Annotated in this window: 21 protein-coding genes and 3 pseudogenes; 18 read left to right on the top strand and 6 right to left on the bottom strand. The window is 35.2% G+C overall.

Features of this window, described 5'->3' with window-relative positions; translation table 11 throughout:
- Positions 1 to 131: 131 nt before the first annotated feature.
- The gene (locus ACFVP7_RS11800; protein WP_338734159.1) at positions 132 to 806 is read right to left on the bottom strand and encodes an SOS response-associated peptidase; all 675 of its coding nucleotides are present in this window, start codon (positions 804 to 806) and stop codon (positions 132 to 134) included.
- A 221-nt stretch (positions 807 to 1027) separates the two neighbouring features.
- The gene (locus ACFVP7_RS11795; RefSeq protein WP_071577897.1) at positions 1028 to 1393 is read right to left on the bottom strand and encodes a hypothetical protein; all 366 of its coding nucleotides are present in this window, start codon (positions 1391 to 1393) and stop codon (positions 1028 to 1030) included.
- Between the two features lie 506 nt (positions 1394 to 1899).
- Between ACFVP7_RS11795 and ACFVP7_RS11790 the strand changes: the two genes are divergently transcribed.
- The 8 genes and pseudogenes from ACFVP7_RS11790 (at position 1900) to ACFVP7_RS11755 (ending at position 5983) form a co-directional block, all read left to right on the top strand.
- Positions 1900 to 2454, top strand: a complete 555-nt coding sequence (locus tag ACFVP7_RS11790; RefSeq protein ID WP_338730479.1) for a hypothetical protein — start codon at positions 1900 to 1902, stop codon at positions 2452 to 2454.
- Between the two features lie 326 nt (positions 2455 to 2780).
- The gene (locus ACFVP7_RS11785; RefSeq protein WP_046160541.1) at positions 2781 to 3164 is read left to right on the top strand and encodes a UPF0715 family protein; all 384 of its coding nucleotides are present in this window, start codon (positions 2781 to 2783) and stop codon (positions 3162 to 3164) included.
- A gap of 90 nt (positions 3165 to 3254) precedes the next feature.
- Complete coding sequence (locus tag ACFVP7_RS11780; protein WP_046160477.1) at positions 3255 to 3692, top strand: hypothetical protein; 438 nt, start codon at positions 3255 to 3257, stop codon at positions 3690 to 3692.
- A 91-nt stretch (positions 3693 to 3783) separates the two neighbouring features.
- Positions 3784 to 4010, top strand: a pseudogene (locus ACFVP7_RS11775) (helix-turn-helix domain-containing protein).
- Between the two features lie 173 nt (positions 4011 to 4183).
- Complete coding sequence (locus ACFVP7_RS11770; protein ID WP_338730477.1) at positions 4184 to 4825, top strand: DUF3885 domain-containing protein; 642 nt, start codon at positions 4184 to 4186, stop codon at positions 4823 to 4825.
- A 108-nt stretch (positions 4826 to 4933) separates the two neighbouring features.
- Positions 4934 to 5287, top strand: coding sequence for a hypothetical protein (locus tag ACFVP7_RS11765; RefSeq protein WP_338734158.1), 354 nt, complete (start codon positions 4934 to 4936; stop codon positions 5285 to 5287).
- Positions 5288 to 5324: 37 nt separating this feature from the next.
- Positions 5325 to 5546 carry a hypothetical protein gene (locus ACFVP7_RS11760; RefSeq protein ID WP_116315615.1) on the top strand — a complete coding sequence of 74 codons (222 nt, stop codon included), beginning with the start codon at positions 5325 to 5327 and terminating at the stop codon, positions 5544 to 5546.
- Positions 5547 to 5590: 44 nt separating this feature from the next.
- Positions 5591 to 5983: a UPF0715 family protein gene (locus tag ACFVP7_RS11755; protein ID WP_072176394.1), complete on the top strand. Its 393-nt coding sequence runs from the start codon at positions 5591 to 5593 to the stop codon at positions 5981 to 5983.
- A gap of 9 nt (positions 5984 to 5992) precedes the next feature.
- Here the strand turns inward: ACFVP7_RS11755 and ACFVP7_RS11750 are convergent, their stop codons facing one another.
- Together ACFVP7_RS11750 and ACFVP7_RS11745 are read right to left on the bottom strand one after the other, a co-directional pair.
- Positions 5993 to 6223 carry a membrane protein gene (locus ACFVP7_RS11750; protein ID WP_043857649.1) on the bottom strand — a complete coding sequence of 77 codons (231 nt, stop codon included), beginning with the start codon at positions 6221 to 6223 and terminating at the stop codon, positions 5993 to 5995.
- Between the two features lie 111 nt (positions 6224 to 6334).
- Positions 6335 to 6514: a hypothetical protein gene (locus ACFVP7_RS11745; protein WP_151262527.1), complete on the bottom strand. Its 180-nt coding sequence runs from the start codon at positions 6512 to 6514 to the stop codon at positions 6335 to 6337.
- Between the two features lie 64 nt (positions 6515 to 6578).
- On the opposite strand from ACFVP7_RS11745, the gene ACFVP7_RS11740 reads away from it, so the two are divergent.
- The 8 genes and pseudogenes from ACFVP7_RS11740 (at position 6579) to ACFVP7_RS11705 (ending at position 10218) form a co-directional block, all read left to right on the top strand.
- Positions 6579 to 6830 carry a hypothetical protein gene (locus ACFVP7_RS11740; RefSeq protein WP_072176392.1) on the top strand — a complete coding sequence of 84 codons (252 nt, stop codon included), beginning with the start codon at positions 6579 to 6581 and terminating at the stop codon, positions 6828 to 6830.
- Positions 6831 to 6833: 3 nt separating this feature from the next.
- Positions 6834 to 7063: pseudogene (locus ACFVP7_RS11735) on the top strand (hypothetical protein).
- Positions 7064 to 7073: 10 nt separating this feature from the next.
- Complete coding sequence (locus ACFVP7_RS11730; RefSeq protein ID WP_043857647.1) at positions 7074 to 7205, top strand: hypothetical protein; 132 nt, start codon at positions 7074 to 7076, stop codon at positions 7203 to 7205.
- 16 nt (positions 7206 to 7221) lie between these two features.
- Positions 7222 to 7536, top strand: a complete 315-nt coding sequence (locus ACFVP7_RS11725) for a hypothetical protein (RefSeq protein WP_043857646.1) — start codon at positions 7222 to 7224, stop codon at positions 7534 to 7536.
- Between the two features lie 272 nt (positions 7537 to 7808).
- Entirely contained in the window at positions 7809 to 8141 is a 333-nt protein-coding gene (locus tag ACFVP7_RS11720; protein ID WP_080375754.1) for an HIT domain-containing protein, read from the top strand.
- Positions 8142 to 8222: 81 nt separating this feature from the next.
- Positions 8223 to 9329, top strand: coding sequence for a DUF5677 domain-containing protein (locus ACFVP7_RS11715; RefSeq protein WP_338730475.1), 1107 nt, complete (start codon positions 8223 to 8225; stop codon positions 9327 to 9329).
- Between the two features lie 68 nt (positions 9330 to 9397).
- Positions 9398 to 9660, top strand: a pseudogene (locus tag ACFVP7_RS11710) (DNA-binding protein).
- 318 nt (positions 9661 to 9978) lie between these two features.
- Complete coding sequence (locus ACFVP7_RS11705; protein ID WP_014477028.1) at positions 9979 to 10218, top strand: TM2 domain-containing protein; 240 nt, start codon at positions 9979 to 9981, stop codon at positions 10216 to 10218.
- Between the two features lie 102 nt (positions 10219 to 10320).
- Here the strand turns inward: ACFVP7_RS11705 and ACFVP7_RS11700 are convergent, their stop codons facing one another.
- Positions 10321 to 10524, bottom strand: a complete 204-nt coding sequence (locus tag ACFVP7_RS11700) for a hypothetical protein (RefSeq protein WP_249852740.1) — start codon at positions 10522 to 10524, stop codon at positions 10321 to 10323.
- A gap of 332 nt (positions 10525 to 10856) precedes the next feature.
- Here ACFVP7_RS11700 and xynA point away from each other — a divergent pair, with 332 nt between their 5' ends.
- Both xynA and ppsA read left to right on the top strand, forming a co-directional pair.
- Complete coding sequence (xynA, locus tag ACFVP7_RS11695) at positions 10857 to 11498, top strand: endo-1,4-beta-xylanase XynA (protein ID WP_015251938.1); 642 nt, start codon at positions 10857 to 10859, stop codon at positions 11496 to 11498.
- Positions 11499 to 12168: 670 nt separating this feature from the next.
- A complete protein-coding gene (ppsA, locus tag ACFVP7_RS11690) occupies positions 12169 to 14769 on the top strand; it encodes a phosphoenolpyruvate synthase (RefSeq protein WP_338730473.1) in 2601 nt (866 codons plus the stop codon).
- Positions 14770 to 15067: 298 nt separating this feature from the next.
- Here the strand turns inward: ppsA and ACFVP7_RS11685 are convergent, their stop codons facing one another.
- On the bottom strand, positions 15068 to 15331 hold the full coding sequence (locus tag ACFVP7_RS11685) for a hypothetical protein (RefSeq protein WP_134982804.1): 264 nt from the start codon (positions 15329 to 15331) through the stop codon (positions 15068 to 15070).
- Positions 15332 to 15354: the final 23 nt, after the last annotated feature.

The raw sequence follows: 15354 nt of genomic DNA, 5'->3' as shown, positions 1-15354 counted from the left end.
TCTCGTCATCAAAAGGCTAAAGGCTCTTTTATTGAATGCAATAGCATTGGAGATACCAACAAAATACCCCCTCCTACTTAGAACATATTAGCTAAGCGAAGGTGATATATAAAGCGATATGGCAGTGGTACTTAATGGGATTCAATCAGCTCAGGTGAATTATTTTTAGGGGAATTCACTAAAGATGAAACCTGATATGCTTCCATGTCATCAGCATCATAAGGCTGCAGTAAGCTTTGTAGATAATCAGGATCAGTATTTTGAGGGTTAAGCCATTCTTTTTCGTTCTCATCAGTTAGAATGACCGGCATCCGATCATGGATGTCTTCCATAAGCTTATTGGGCTTTGTTGTGATGATTGTGCAAGTGTACAACTGATTGCCTTCTGGCGTGTTCCACTTTTCATATAAGCCGGCAAAAGCAAAGAGATTGGATGATTTAAGCTTAATCCGCATAGGGATCTTAGTCTTCGGATCAAGACGTTTCCATTCATAAAAACTGTCAGCCGGTATGATACAACGTTTGCTTACGAGCGGTTTTCGAAAACTGGGTTTCTCGGCCAACGTTTCAGCACGAGCATTAATCATTTTATAGCCGATCTTTTCGTCTTTAGCCCAAGGAGGAATAAGACCCCATCTAAGTTTGCCCAGCCGGTTGTTTGATCCGTCGTTGATGATTGTCAGGATGTTTTGTGAAGGAGCGACATTATAGCTTGGGTGATATTTATCTTCGGGTAAGAATTGATCTATATTGAATTGCTCAATGATGTCATCAAACTCAGAAAATAAAGTGAACCTGCCACACATGTTCATCATCCTTTAGGGTTTTTGAATATTGTACAGACTTGGTACATGAAAATCAAAAAGGAGGAATGTGATGCTGCAGCAAACAGTTGAGGTTAAAGAAGTTGAATGGAGAAAGAAAAGGTCAGTGATATTTATACAATACATTAAATAGTTTTTCTATAAATTGTTCGGATAGTCTTTACAATAATAAGAAAGCCCCCATACCGGGGGCTTGAAGCTGCCTAATAACCATTAAATCCCTTGATTTCAAAGTTTTCTGTATCAAGATTTAGGCTATTCAATTGCTTTAACAACACCTCAAATTTTAAGCAGTCACCGTTTCTTAATTCATCTGGAATATATTTAGGATTTGCAATTTTCATGCCATTCTCAATCCATTGTTTTCGGTATAACTGAATTGCAGCTTCAATTAAGTAATCTGGCGTTACAATAAAACCTAAGCTTACTTCATGATCTTCACTGTAGCCGTATTCAAAATCGCAACAAGGGCAGATTTCAAATGTTTTTTGATACTCACCATCATTATTTAATGGGTTTTCACTTAATCCTTTATATCCGCAAATTAAACATGTATATAATTTAGTCATAGCAATCCCTCTTTAATATATTTATAGTTCCTATTGATTTTTATAATAATTATAACTAAAAATGTTGGGGGGGTGTGCAAGCGGGCAAAAAATGACCTTTTCTCATGAAGCTTTTATTATATTAAAGAAACTATGAAGTGGCTAGCATCCGCAATGGTCGGAAGAGGGAAAGGAACAAAGGACATTAAGTTTTGAATAAAACAGCAGTTTAAAGAGAAGGGAGGTTAACTAAGCCTGAAGAAATATTGGATAACCTTCAATTCTCAGACCGTGGGGAAGGTCACGAAACTTGTGTGTTTACTGTAATATTGATTTTATCCAGGATATAACAGGGAACATTGAATTATAAATAGAAAGGAGAGATTAAATTTTCCTCAAAATAGACATTCGTCCTTTTGTTTTATTCTGTTTCTTGATTACGGATACCCCTTTTACTTTGCTATAATACAACTCAAAGGTTGTAGATACAAATTATCGATAGTGGTGTATTAACAGGGGGAATGAATATGGTAAACAAAGTATTACGCAAAATAGACGGAGCAACAATCTTCTTTGTCTTGGTTTTAACTTTTGATCTAACTGTTTTCTTATTGTCTTTTGATGATTATTACTTAAGCTTTGTTGTACAAACAAATTATATTTTCCCTATACTACTTACTTTAGCCGGTTTTTTTGCGTTAGCTTGGAGGTTTAAAATTCGACAATTATATGTAACTTGCATAACAATTCCACTGATACTTTCAGTTGCATGGTTTGCGTTAACTAGTGATTCATACGATACCATTTCTTCGCCAACTAAAAATGTAACAATAACTATAGAACATAATAATGCCACCTTAGGGGAAACGAATCATTTTTACGATTTTTATGTTCATGTTCCTAGTTTATACCCTGGTTTAATGAAAAAAGTGAATAAGGACACCATACGTATTATGACTCGAAATATCGAGGATAAAGACGACCTTAGTGTATTAGGAGTAGGTAATGTCGAATGGATAAATAACAAAATAATTTTCCATTCAGCATATGAAAAGGCAATTGAGGTTGATTTACAGTATTAGTCTAAGTTGAAGCAATCTTTTTTGTGTAATATTTGTATAATAAAGGAAATCTTGATACTCTTAAACTTTAAATTTGATAATTCTATATTTAAATTACATGCAGCGTTTACTACTAATTTGGATCTTTAAACTGATTATGATATCCAGATGGATTTGCTCATGATGAGTAAATCGATACTCAAAACAGCTGGCTTTAAAATTTCTTAATCCAGGATACATACATTAGAGATGAAGATAACAACTCAGTTTATTGCCGTTATTGCTTTGGAGAAACTAAGTAAATATTTGTCATAAAAAATTCTGATCTATTGAAAGGGGTTATAAACATGCAACTTTTAAGGATCTTTATTGTTCATGTCTTGTCTGCGTTATCAGCTGCTGTTGTTTATGTTTTGGGCATTGATTATGATGGTTATATTCCGTACTTCTTAATAAGTGTTATTCTCTTTATCTTCTATTTAATCTTTGCTGCACCTGTTCAATATTTCTTGAATCGCAATCCAAAAAGGTTTAGCCTGAACTATTTGCTTACATACATATTCTTTTCCTTTTTAGTGTGGTTAATCTTTGCTATAACTACTGACCCAAAAACCACAATAGACTTTCTAATGGGATATGAAATTTACTTATTTAGCATTTCATTTGCTGTAATCTTTTGGATCTGGGATTCAGTTTTTCTGCAAAACAAGGCAAAGAAAGCAGCTAAGTAAGAACGTCATAAAATTTCTTCCTTATTAAGAAAAAAGACTGTCCTTTAATTACCAATTTATATTATGATTGGAATAAAAGGGGGAGAGGGAATGAAAAAATTAATCGTTCTGACTATGATTTGCCTTGGCTTTATGTCGAGTTTTAGTATTCCAAATGCCGAGGCAAAGCTTACATTAGAGTACAAAAATGTTAACTTTCACATGAGTGAGGATTCAGAAAGTTTTTCTATGGCAGATTATTTTGATCGTGATTATGACCGTACTTGGCTATTTTACAAATTCACAATTCGCAATGCTGAAGGTTGTACTCTAAATATGAAAATCAGCAGAATTACTCTTGCTGGCTGGGTATTCCCACGTAGTGAGAAAGAATTTACCGGAAATTATTTAGATTATACTGCTACAGACCGAGTAGAGGGAGATGCTAATCGTAATCACGTGTTAGAGATTACAAAGAATCCAGGTTGTGGAGATGTTTGGATAAACGGTATTTATGGATTTGAACATGAAGAGCCTGATGAGTATTAAATTCAGCGAGGCCAAGGAGAAAAAAGCCTTGGCCATTATTATTTAGTTAATGATCATTTTAAGTGATCAGAAATAACTAAGAGGTGAGAACGTGATTAAATCAAATTTAAAGCCCTTATTAGACGAAAGGAAGATCAGTATCAGGCAGCTATCCAGAGAAATTAATCATGAGTATCCGACTGTCAGAAAGCTATCCAGAGATGAAATGGAGCGGTATCCAAGAGAGCTGTTAGATAAAGTCTGTACATATTTAAACATCGAGCTGCATGAGTTATTGATTTTCCAAAAAATCATAACCATATCGAACACTCAGGATGAAAATGGTATACTAAAGTTATAAGGTTAGGAAAGAATTACAAGTTTTCTAGGTCTAAATAAAATCGTACTTTTATCCAAAAGGGTATTTTGTTATTTAAATAAAATGATTTGTTGTTTCATAATTGTTATCTAAAAGGAAAAAGATTCGATTAACCGAAAGTGAGAATGTGTGAATGAATTTAATGGGGTATATGGAGGAAAGGTTTCCAAGACTCGAATTAATTCCTAGCATCTATAATCAGTGGAGCATAGGAATCCATTTCTATCTTGGGGGAAATATTTACCAACTCAAAGAGAATGAAGAATTGAATCTTAAGAGATTTCGGTTTGTATATGAGCAAATCTCAACCATTTTCAATGAATTATTTGAACAAAACGATGACATATTCCTTGTGACGAATATGTATAAGCACAAAACCAATGACAAATTTATAAAAAAATTGAAGGTGTACCAACCGTTTCTAAAGTGTAAAAATTATTTAAATCAAATTCAAGTAAAGACATATTCCTACCCGTGTGAGATAGATGAAGCTGAAGAATACGAGATGCAACAATTTTCCTTGTTATGCAAACCTCGAGACTTACATGTAGCTGAACTACTTAAAGCAGCCAGTAATGAAGATTTTCCATTGAAACCGAGATTCGGGGGTTACTCTATTGATTACCCTGATGTTTTCTTTGTGAACATTACAAAAGACATTATTTTCTTTATCTATGATGACCGAGGATGTGAAGTCATAGCTCTTGATTTCAAACGAATACGTCCACTTAATGAAAAATATCACAACTGGGTAGAAGAATATAAATACATATAATACTCTTTCTAAAACGATTTATACCAGGAAAGGCAGAATTAGATTATGAGGGCACTACATACAAGATTTAAACGGTTATTGAAACTAAGAAACTTAGAATTTTTTCAGTTGGTCTTAAGTGATGATGAGAGATCTGCATTTTTATTAGTACTTGAGGAAAGATTAGAGGATTTTGATTCTCAAGGTGGTAACCATATTAGTGTTTATTTAGTTACTCACTTTGAGTTATCTGATCAATCATATAAAGATGTACTAAGCTTTAATGATGATCTTTTGGATATGAAGCATAATTGTTCGTATTCAATGGATATTCTAAGCGTTAAAGAGGAATTTGATTTCGATTTTCCATTTGATATGCTTGCAATTAAAAGATATGTACAAGAATTAATAAATATGTTAGGGATTAATCTAACTTTACCTGAAATGAAAGAAAGAGATTTTGACAAACTTTCTCAAGACTAAATAAAACTACGATTTTAAAGAGAAGCAGGGGGCAATAATGTTAAAAATGATTACTGTTTGGTATAAGTATTACGATGATAATGACCCTAAATTAAACCATATTGAAGACGGCTGGTCAAAGAATGAGTACCCAAAACCAATTAAATCATCGTTTGCAAATCAAGAGGCTTGGAGAAAAAGCGAGTGGGAGAGAAAATATGCATATCTTGATGAAAAATCTAGAGTAGTTGATGCGACTAAGGCTATTTGGCTTAAGTAAAGTTTTGTATTAATAAGGTTTTTTGAAGACAGGAGGATAGACTTTTGCTACCTAATAGATTGTTAAACAGTTATGTTTATACTCTAATTATCTCTAGTTTATCATTTGGTTTAATCTTTGGTCTGTATATGTTTGCTTACTCTGGTTTTATGGCATTCGCATTAGTCACTATTGGCATCATAGGAGTTTATGCTTTAATCACTTACTTGGTATTTGCTGTCCCTTTGCAAGTGTGGCTTAGAAGAAGGCCCAGAAAATTCAGTTTGAACAATTTTTTAATTTATATTGCAGTAGCCTTTTTAGCTGTGTTTTTGTTCTGGACTGTTGATTATCCGCCAAATGCTCTTACTGTATTCAGAAGCTTAAATTATTACATTATGAGTATTGTTGCAGGTCTTATTTATTGGTTTTGGGACTCCATATTCCTACGAAATTAACACATTAAATTAAATTATGAATTTCACACCGTTTACAACAAGTAAGAAGGCTGCTGATCCAAACAGTAAATATCCGGACAGTTTTTGTTTGCTTAATATCGCTTCAACTCCGACTAATGATAAAAGGGCGGCAACAAATAATTGCACAACAATCAACAATAATTCATTTTGATTGAACAATGAGTATACGCACAAGACTAATGCAATGCAAGAAACCGAAATTTTTGCAACTTTTAGCAAGGTATCACTCCTTATGCGGTCATGAATTAACCTTAACACGATTACGCGTCTTAATCCGAGAGCATAAAGAATCAAGATAAAAGAAGTGTTTTAAACAAAAAGAGCATTAAACTAAATGCTCTTTTTCATACCGCATCGCCGACATTCACGCAAGAATATTCCACTCTTCGCAGAGCTTTTGAACAAAGTGTAATCACAATTGGCGCAGCGGCCGTATTTTACATCAGAATATTCTTTGTAATCATAAACGATTGAAGTATCATACCCGTTTGTATTTCTCTTCCACAAGATCACCTACATAATTTATTCACATACTCAAGAATACCAAATTTCGTTCGATATAGGGAGGGAACAAATGATTGGATTAGGTTATTTTTTAATAATCTGGCTTGGAGTTGGATTATTGACTGGCATTAAGTTTATTTTTGTTGATCAGGTCTATGATGAAGAGTTTAAAGAACTCATGGATAAAGAAACAGCAGCGGGCATGGAAAGGAATTTGGCCAGCCTGTTTTTCAAAGATAAGCTTAATGTTATTGCTTTTTTCATGTTAATTGGTTTGCTGCCATTAGCAATGAGGATTACAAAATTATTTAAAAGAGGTTGATTTATGCCTTTGCTTGATTATTTTTATGTACTGCAGTTTGAAAACAAGGAATACTTCAAATCATTTAAGTTAGATGAGGACGGTTATTTAACATCTAGCGACCTCCACGGCGCTTCTAAATTGCAAACAATGTATGAAGTCATTGAGGTAGCCAGTGAACTCAAAACAAAGTGCAATGTGCAATGTGCAATGTGCAATGTGAGGTAAGGGAAATCCAAGTCGTAAAGCGTTAGGAGTGTTCAGGTGTATTGGATAGAGTGGATTGAAAATGGAGAAAAGAAAAGCATTGTTGCAGAAGGTTGGATTGAAGGGGCTGTTATACTTGAAGACTTGTATCAGAAGCGGTTTGATTATGTTGAATGGAAGCGGCTTTGAAAAGGGGTGAAATGCAATTAAAAATTTAGTTTTATTGTCCAGCTTTTTAGGAATTGTGCTATCAATTATAGGGCAATTATTTGGAGTCCTAACAGATTTCTTTATTCCAGGTATTGCAAGGCTTATGGGGGTTTTAGCTGGCCTCCTAGTATTACTTTGCTTGAAGTCCAGAAACACAGAAATGCAGACATTTATAGTGAGCTCAAGTACTGCATTAGGAATAATAGGTGCAGGAGTTTTATATCTTCCAGCGGCTATTGTCAATATCTTAATTGGGTTCAAACTAAACAAAAAGTTAAAAGAAGAAAACAATAATAAAAAGCAGATCTGAATAGACTGCTTTTTGTTTAGTGTGACCGTGGAAAATTGTAGTATAATAGTAATAAAATAATCATTTTATTTAGACATTATTTCTTAAAGGAGTAAGCTTATGGATTTACTTAATTAGACTTACATTATATCTACAATTATAGGAGCTGCTGGGTTCATTAGTTTATTGTGGTTCTCTTATTTTAATGATAAAGGTGAAATATAAAGCAGAGCATTGGGTTAATCTGTATATTGATTATGATGATCCAAAGCTAAAAAGTAAGGGGGGGATTAATGATGACAGAAGACTTTTATTGCGGTGAAGTATTAAGCGGAAAAACAAAAGTAAATAAAGTTTTAGAAACCGAGAATGTATTGGCGTATCATCATACAAGACCTTTTTGGCCGGTGCATATTGTTGCTATTCCTAAAAAACATATCTCTTCTTTAATCACTTTGGAAGAAGACGACAACGAACTTTTACTCGAGTTGATGGGTGTGATTAAAAAGGTTGCAGCGAAGGTGACAAAAGAAAGTGGTTCTTGCAGGGTGCTTACAAACTTAGGAGATTATCAGGACTCAAAGCATCTGCATTGGCATATAGCTTCAGGAGATCCATTGAGATAAAAGAATCCTTTTATATAAAATATACCTAATGAGTAAGGTAAATTACAATACAAGAAACTTTTGATCTCGGGATGGAAAAATATGGATACTTATCAAAAGATGCTCGATGAAGCAATAATGAAAATTTTAAAAGAAGAGGCTGAAGCAGGAAAGGAATTAGATAAAGAAAAACTAAACAAAAGAATTATTGATCTTACTAAAGAGGCCCCATCAAGTATTTCTAAACATGTATATGAAAGTTTAAAAGCCGATATGGCTAGAATGTATTCTGAAGAAGAAGACATTGCAAATGAATTTAAATCACGTTTACACCAACGTTGGTATGAAGGATTTTTAATATTACAAGGTATTATTAAGGTCTGTGAAGAAATATCAATAGATTTGCTTGATAAGCATTATGAAAAAGAGCATGTTGATGAAAAAAGCAAACTGATTTTAAGTGTTCTTTTTAAATTGCATTCTAAAAGTATACAAGCCGGTAAAGAAGTTTTAGTTTTGTTAAAATCAGGTTATTCAGATGGTGCTATGGCTAGGTGGAGGAGTCTACATGAATTAAATGTTATTTTCAAAACCTTATCCTATAAATTTAAGGATATAGAATTTACTCATGATTTGGTAAGTAGATTTCTTGATTATAGTGAAATAGAAAGAATTAAAGAAATCTATACATATAAAAAAGCAACTAATGTTCTTAATTTAAATCCAATTTCACAAGAAGAAGAAAAAGAATATAAAGCAAAAAAAGAAAGTATTTTAAAGAAATACGGTAAAGAATTTGAAAAACCAAATAATTGGGCTAGACCTTTGTTTTCTAATATAAATAACAAACCTCTATATTTTTCAGATTTTGAAAAACTGGTGGGGATAGATCGATTAACTCCCTACTATAAGCAAGCCAATTATCAAATTCACACTAGCCCAAAAGGAATATTTCAAAGTCTTTCTATGGTATCTACTGTGAATCAACAATCCTTTTATCTTTTTGGAGGATCAAACTATGGTTTATCTTTACCTGGACAACTTACAGGTATTTCATTAAGTCAGATTACTACAAGTCTTGTTTTATTAGAACCTAACCTTGATAGTCTAGTCATAGCAACAACATTACAAAAAATGGTAGATGAATGCATTTCAACTCTTAATGAGATACAAGAACAACTAACAAGAGAAGAAAATGAAAATTTTTAACAGGTTACAAATAAAATAATTGTTTTATTCTGATTAAATTAGTGGGAAGGGTGTTCACTTTGGATCTTATGTGGATAGGAATTGGTTTGGCTGCATTGGGATACTTTATTAGCGATGGTTTGAAAAACTTCAAAAATCCTAAAGGAAGTTATTCAGACTATCCAACTTTAATTAAGGAGTCGGATCTTCATTATCATTAAGTAAAGCAGAAGTCAAAGAATTGCTGGAAAAATTCCCGGGTGCTCCAAAATTAGAATTAAAAGGAACAGTCTATTATCCTTACCAGCAATTTTTGCAGTGGATGTCATCGATTGATTATACAAATAGTTAAAGATTTAAGGAGAATTGTATTATGACTACAGATCATTTAACCAAAAAGCGCCTTAAGAATCTGGAAAAAGAAAAAGAGGTATTTAAGATAGTTTCTCGCCTAACTGTTCCATGGTTAACTAGTGCGATTTCTTAATTGATGTAACCTTTGGTCATACATTTTGAATAACGAACCCGAATACTATCTATTGAGCTTTCGTTTCTCAATAAAATAAAAAATCTCAACAGAAGTTCAAAAATCCCCCCTATTTCTGGTGGAAATGCATTATAATATGAAAGCATTACTTTTAAAATGGTAGCAATGAACTAGGAGGAAGTCATGGTAAGCAAGAAGAACAAAATTGTAGCGGCATTATTAGCATTTTTCTTCGGGGGTCTGGGAATACATAAGTTTTATTTGGGAAGAGTAGGACAAGGTATTCTATATATTTTGTTTTGCTGGACTGGTATCCCCTCTATTATCGCATTTATTGAATTCATTATTTTTCTTTGTGGAAGCGAAGAAGCGTTTGATCAAAAGTACAATTTTTATTACTTCCAGCAGCAATCTAAAGCTTAATTTTAAAGAGGGATATACAGTCCCTCTTTAAATAAAATAAGAATGTTAAAGAAATTTATTTTGAATTGGAGGCTCGGTTACATTCCACAGTTACCCTGATTGTCAATTCTTATTTTTCTTTTTCAGAGCCCTTTCAAATAACAATCTTGCAACTTCTTTGTAAAACTGACCTAAGCTATCATCCTCAAATTTTTGGTCAATAATTCTAATTGAGCGATTCTTTCTTAGTATAACCTTAATTGTTTTCTTCTTCAGTTCTTCATATTCTTCATATTCTTCATAAATTTGCTTCCCTTCATTAGACAAGCGGCAGCAACAATGACTTCACAATCTCTAATATATATCTCCTTTATACCAAAAGATTCAATGGGAATTCATTGCAGATATTACTCCATCTGAATTAGAAACAAGAATTGTGATCCTGCGAAAAAAGGATCAGGATATGGTGGAACAAGGCCACTTATAATGCATTTCTAGGTATTTGTAATTAAATTACAAATACTTTTAATATTCGCTCATGAATTCGTGGTATTATACTGAAGGGGACGATCAAAAGCTTTGGCGTTAGTAATTAAGAATGTTTTAAATATATACGAGTGCTACCTCAAAGTCGGAAAAAATATTATAGGAGGTAACATATGTTTAAGTTTAAAAAGAATTTCTTAGTTGGATTATCGGCAGCTTTAATGAGTATTAGCTTGTTTTCGGCAACCGCCTCTGCAGCTAGCACAGACTACTGGCAAAATTGGACTGATGGGGGCGGTATAGTAAACGCTGTCAATGGGTCTGGCGGGAATTACAGTGTTAATTGGTCTAATACCGGAAATTTCGTTGTTGGTAAAGGCTGGACTACAGGCTCGCCATTTAGAACAATAAACTATAATGCCGGAGTCTGGGCGCCGAATGGCAATGGATATTTGACTTTATATGGCTGGACGAGATCACCGCTCATAGAATATTATGTAGTGGATTCATGGGGTACTTATAGACCTACTGGAACGTATAAGGGTACTGTAAAAAGTGATGGGGGTACATATGACATATATACAACTACACGTTATAACGCACCTTCCATTGATGGCGATCGCACTACTTTTACGCAGTACTGGAGTGTTCGCCAGACGAAGAGACCAACTGGAAGCAACGCTACAATCACTTTCAGTAATCATGTGAACGCATGGAAGAGCCATGGAATGAATCTGGGCAGTAATTGGGCTTACCAAGTCATGGCGACAGAAGGATATCAAAGTAGTGGAAGTTCTAACGTAACAGTGTGGTAGCAGATCATCCTTAATCAGGGGTAGCTAACGGGCTGCTGATCGTTCCTTGAGAAGTTTTATAATCAATGATTATTAAAATCGTTAGTAATGGTTAAAGGTTGTTTTCTACTAGGTGAACGGCCTTGGAATTGCTGGAGGTAGGGTATTCTCCATCTGGTTTTAAAACTTTCCCTATAGGTTAATAGAATGGTATTTAAATGAGAATGCTATCAATTTTTTGTAGTCAGCGCTTGCTCACAACAGATACCTTTACATAACCCTTCTTTATCAAACATAAGCCTTTTTCAAAATAAAAATATCTGGTAGTTAACCAGATCCTCATAACTTTATACTAGTTAAAGGTGGGACTGTTAAGAACAAAAAGTCCAATTTATGAATGGGGACTCTACGAACAAAGCAAGTAAGTTCAAAAAGAACCCAACTTTAGGATTTCCTTAGAGGATTGAATCAGCTCGAACCAAGTTTTTTAATGCGACTAGCTATGGAAATTAAGAAAAGAACCTGGTGAAATTGCCCAGGTTCTTTTTATATTGCACAAAAATAAACACGGTGATATAATCACACTACGTGCGCTTTCTGGTTAAAAAGTTATAGATACCCATCTTATAATTTTATTATATCCTGCTGGGAAGCTCTTGTCAATATTTATTTTTTGAAGGAGAGATGTAGAATGAGTTCTTTAGTTCTCGGTTTACATGAAATTGAAAAAACACAGTTTTCGCTCGTTGGAGGAAAAGGGTTACATTTAGGGGAATTATCAAAAATTCAAGGTATACAAGTACCAGAAGGATTTTGTGTCACAACAGTAGGATATCAAAAAGCCATCGAACAAAACGAAACGTTACAAGTGTTGTTGGATCAGTTGGCGATGCTAAAAGTTGAGGACCGAGATCAAGTTGGTAACATCAGCAGAAAGATTCGGCAAATCATTATGGAAGTAGACATCCCTTCCGATGTTGTGAAAGCAGTGGCTCAATATCTCTCCCAGTTTGGCGAGGAACATGCCTATGCCGTGCGTTCTAGTGCGACTGCTGAAGATTTACCTCATGCTTCTTTTGCCGGTCAACAAGACACCTATTTAAATATTATCGGCGTCGATGCAATCTTGCAGCATATCAGTAAATGCTGGGCGTCCCTATTTACGGATCGCGCGGTTATTTACCGTATGCAAAATGGATTTGACCACAGCCAAGTCTATTTATCCGTTATCGTTCAAAGGATGGTTTTCCCTCAGGCTTCGGGGATTTTATTTACCGCTGATCCGATTACCTCAAGCCGAAAGGTGTTATCCATCGATGCCGGTTTTGGACTTGGTGAAGCACTGGTTTCCGGCTTGGTATCTGCCGATTGTTATAAAGTACAGGATGGGCAAATCATCGATAAGAGAATAGCAACTAAAAAATTGGCTATCTACGGACGAAAAGAAGGCGGAACAGAAACACAGCAGATCGATTCTGATCAGCAAAAGGCTCAAACTCTGACTGATGAACAAATTTTACAGCTGGAACACATTGGAAGAGAGATCGAAGCTCATTTCGGCCAGCCGCAAGATATCGAATGGTGTTTGGCCCGCGATACTTTTTATATTGTACAGAGTCGTCCAATCACTACTTTATTCCCCATCCCTGAAGCGAGTGACCAAGAAAATCACGTCTATATTTCTGTTGGTCATCAACAAATGATGACGGATCCCATAAAACCACTGGGATTGTCTTTTTTTCTGTTGACGACTGCTGCACCCATGCGTAAAGCCGGTGGAAGGCTATTTGTTGATGTCACACATCATCTGGCATCCCCTGACAGCAGAGAAGTTTTCTTAAAAGGCATGGGGCAGCACGATCAGCTCTTAAAAGACGCACTTATGACCATAATAAAGCGACGAGATTTCATAAAGTCGATACCAAATGATAAAACAGCACCAAATCCCAGCAGAGGCAATGCAGATATGCCGGCTCAAGTTGAAAACGATCCGACAATCGTGTCTGATTTGATTAAGAGCAGTCAAATATCGATAGAAGAGTTAAAACAAAACATCCAAACGAAATCAGGATCAGATTTATTTCGTTTTATTCTGGAAGATATCCAGGAATTAAAGAAGATTTTATTTAACCCCGAAAGTTCGGTTGTGATTCGAACTGCTATGAATGCTTCATTATGGATTAACGAAAAAATGAACAAGTGGTTAGGTGAAAAAAACGCAGCAGATACGCTTTCTCAATCTGTACCCCATAATATTACTTCAGAAATGGGTCTTGCGCTATTAGACGTCGCAGATGTGATTCGTCCTTATCCAGAGGTAATTGATTACTTACAACATGTAAAAGATGATAATTTTTTGGATGAACTGGCTAAGTTTGATGGCGGAAGCAAAACCCGAGACGCGATCTATGATTATCTCAGCAAATACGGAATGCGATGTACCGGAGAAATTGATATTACAAGAACTCGATGGAGCGAAAAACCAACTACACTTATCCCAATGATTCTTAATAATATCAATAACAGTGGGCCTAATGCCAGCCATCGGAAATTTGAGCAAGGGCGACAGGAGGCTTTGAAGAAAGAACAAGAGTTATTAGATCGATTGAAGCAATTACCGGATGGTGAACAAAAAGCCAAAGAAACAAAACGAATGATAGATATCATCCGGAATTTCAGCGGGTTCAGGGAATATCCAAAATATGGCATGATTAATCGATACTTCGTTTATAAGCAGGCTTTACTGAAAGAAGCCGAACAACTCATAGAAGCGGGCGTTATTCATGAAAAAGAAGATATATACTATCTCACTTTTGAAGAACTTCACGAAGTCGTACGCACACATAAACTGGATTATCAAATCATCAGTACACGAAAAGACGAGTACACATTATATGAAAAACTATCTCCACCACGTGTTATCACGTCTGATGGTGAAATCGTTACAGGTGAGTATAAACGAGAAAATCTCCCAGCCGGAGCGATTGTAGGTCTACCTGTTTCCTCCGGAGTTATAGAGGGGCGAGCGCGTGTCATTTTAAACATGGAAGATGCTGATTTAGAAGATGGAGATATATTAGTTACCTCCTTTACCGATCCAAGCTGGACACCATTGTTTGTATCCATAAAAGGCCTGGTCACCGAAGTTGGGGGGCTGATGACCCATGGAGCTGTTATAGCCCGTGAATATGGCTTACCTGCAGTTGTTGGCGTTGAAAATGCTGCCAAGCTGATAAAAGATGGGCAACGAATTCGCGTTCATGGTACAGAAGGCTACATTGAAATCTTATAATGTCTGATGTGTGTAGAGAGCCATCAGATATTCCCCACCAGCCCTAACTAGAAGTTGGGAGGCTGCAATTGTACCGAATGATAAAGTTCCCGTTGAACTAACGAAGATCGATAGCACATTAAGAAAAGCTGGAACCTCTTGGAGGAGGTCTGGCTTTTCTATATAAAATTGGCGTAGTGTGCAAAAGCCGCATTTTGCGGGCGGCACTTCTTTAAAGTGAATTGTTTATTACCAGCATTTAAACTTGTATTTGTGCTTAAAACAAGAGAAAAAGGAGCTAAAAAGCTCCTTTATAAATTTAAACAACTTTTGTATAAATAGCCGTGTAAAACCCGATTGAGTAATCAAAATAATGACGTGTAAGCGTATAAGTATAACCGTTGTATTCTATTGTTGGCTGGAAGTCCATTGGCAGAGGACTAATGCGGTATATAGTGTCATAATCATATTCATCACTTTTTACTGCAACCTCAGACGAAGTGCCAGCAGCCAATGCGGGAACCGCGGATATGAGCATGCCAAAGGATAAAGCAGAACTCGATAAGATTTTCCTAATCTTCAATTATATCAACTCCGTTTACAATT

It is taken from the genome of Bacillus sp. SG20033 (assembly GCF_044570195.1).
Lineage (GTDB): Bacteria > Bacillota > Bacilli > Bacillales > Bacillaceae > Bacillus > Bacillus subtilis.
The sequence above is the reverse complement of the archived record's forward strand: the minus strand, read 5'-3'. Positions and strand labels throughout refer to the sequence as shown.

What these genes read in the sequence shown, in the direction of transcription:
- ACFVP7_RS11720 (WP_080375754.1), top strand. Translation starts at nt 7,809, where the DNA reads ATGATGACAGAAGACTTTTATTGCGGTGAAGTATTAAGCGGAAAAACA.
- ACFVP7_RS11785 (WP_046160541.1), top strand. Translation starts at nt 2,781, where the DNA reads ATGCAACTTTTAAGGATCTTTATTGTTCATGTCTTGTCTGCGTTATCA.
- xynA (WP_015251938.1), top strand. Translation starts at nt 10,857, where the DNA reads ATGTTTAAGTTTAAAAAGAATTTCTTAGTTGGATTATCGGCAGCTTTA.
- ACFVP7_RS11800 (WP_338734159.1), bottom strand. Translation starts at nt 806, where the DNA reads ATGTGTGGCAGGTTCACTTTATTTTCTGAGTTTGATGACATCATTGAG.
- ACFVP7_RS11780 (WP_046160477.1), top strand. Translation starts at nt 3,255, where the DNA reads ATGAAAAAATTAATCGTTCTGACTATGATTTGCCTTGGCTTTATGTCG.
- ACFVP7_RS11790 (WP_338730479.1), top strand. Translation starts at nt 1,900, where the DNA reads ATGGTAAACAAAGTATTACGCAAAATAGACGGAGCAACAATCTTCTTT.
- ACFVP7_RS11740 (WP_072176392.1), top strand. Translation starts at nt 6,579, where the DNA reads ATGATTGGATTAGGTTATTTTTTAATAATCTGGCTTGGAGTTGGATTA.
- ppsA (WP_338730473.1), top strand. Translation starts at nt 12,169, where the DNA reads ATGAGTTCTTTAGTTCTCGGTTTACATGAAATTGAAAAAACACAGTTT.
- ACFVP7_RS11770 (WP_338730477.1), top strand. Translation starts at nt 4,184, where the DNA reads ATGAATTTAATGGGGTATATGGAGGAAAGGTTTCCAAGACTCGAATTA.
- ACFVP7_RS11705 (WP_014477028.1), top strand. Translation starts at nt 9,979, where the DNA reads ATGGTAAGCAAGAAGAACAAAATTGTAGCGGCATTATTAGCATTTTTC.
- ACFVP7_RS11760 (WP_116315615.1), top strand. Translation starts at nt 5,325, where the DNA reads ATGTTAAAAATGATTACTGTTTGGTATAAGTATTACGATGATAATGAC.
- ACFVP7_RS11795 (WP_071577897.1), bottom strand. Translation starts at nt 1,393, where the DNA reads ATGACTAAATTATATACATGTTTAATTTGCGGATATAAAGGATTAAGT.
- ACFVP7_RS11715 (WP_338730475.1), top strand. Translation starts at nt 8,223, where the DNA reads ATGGATACTTATCAAAAGATGCTCGATGAAGCAATAATGAAAATTTTA.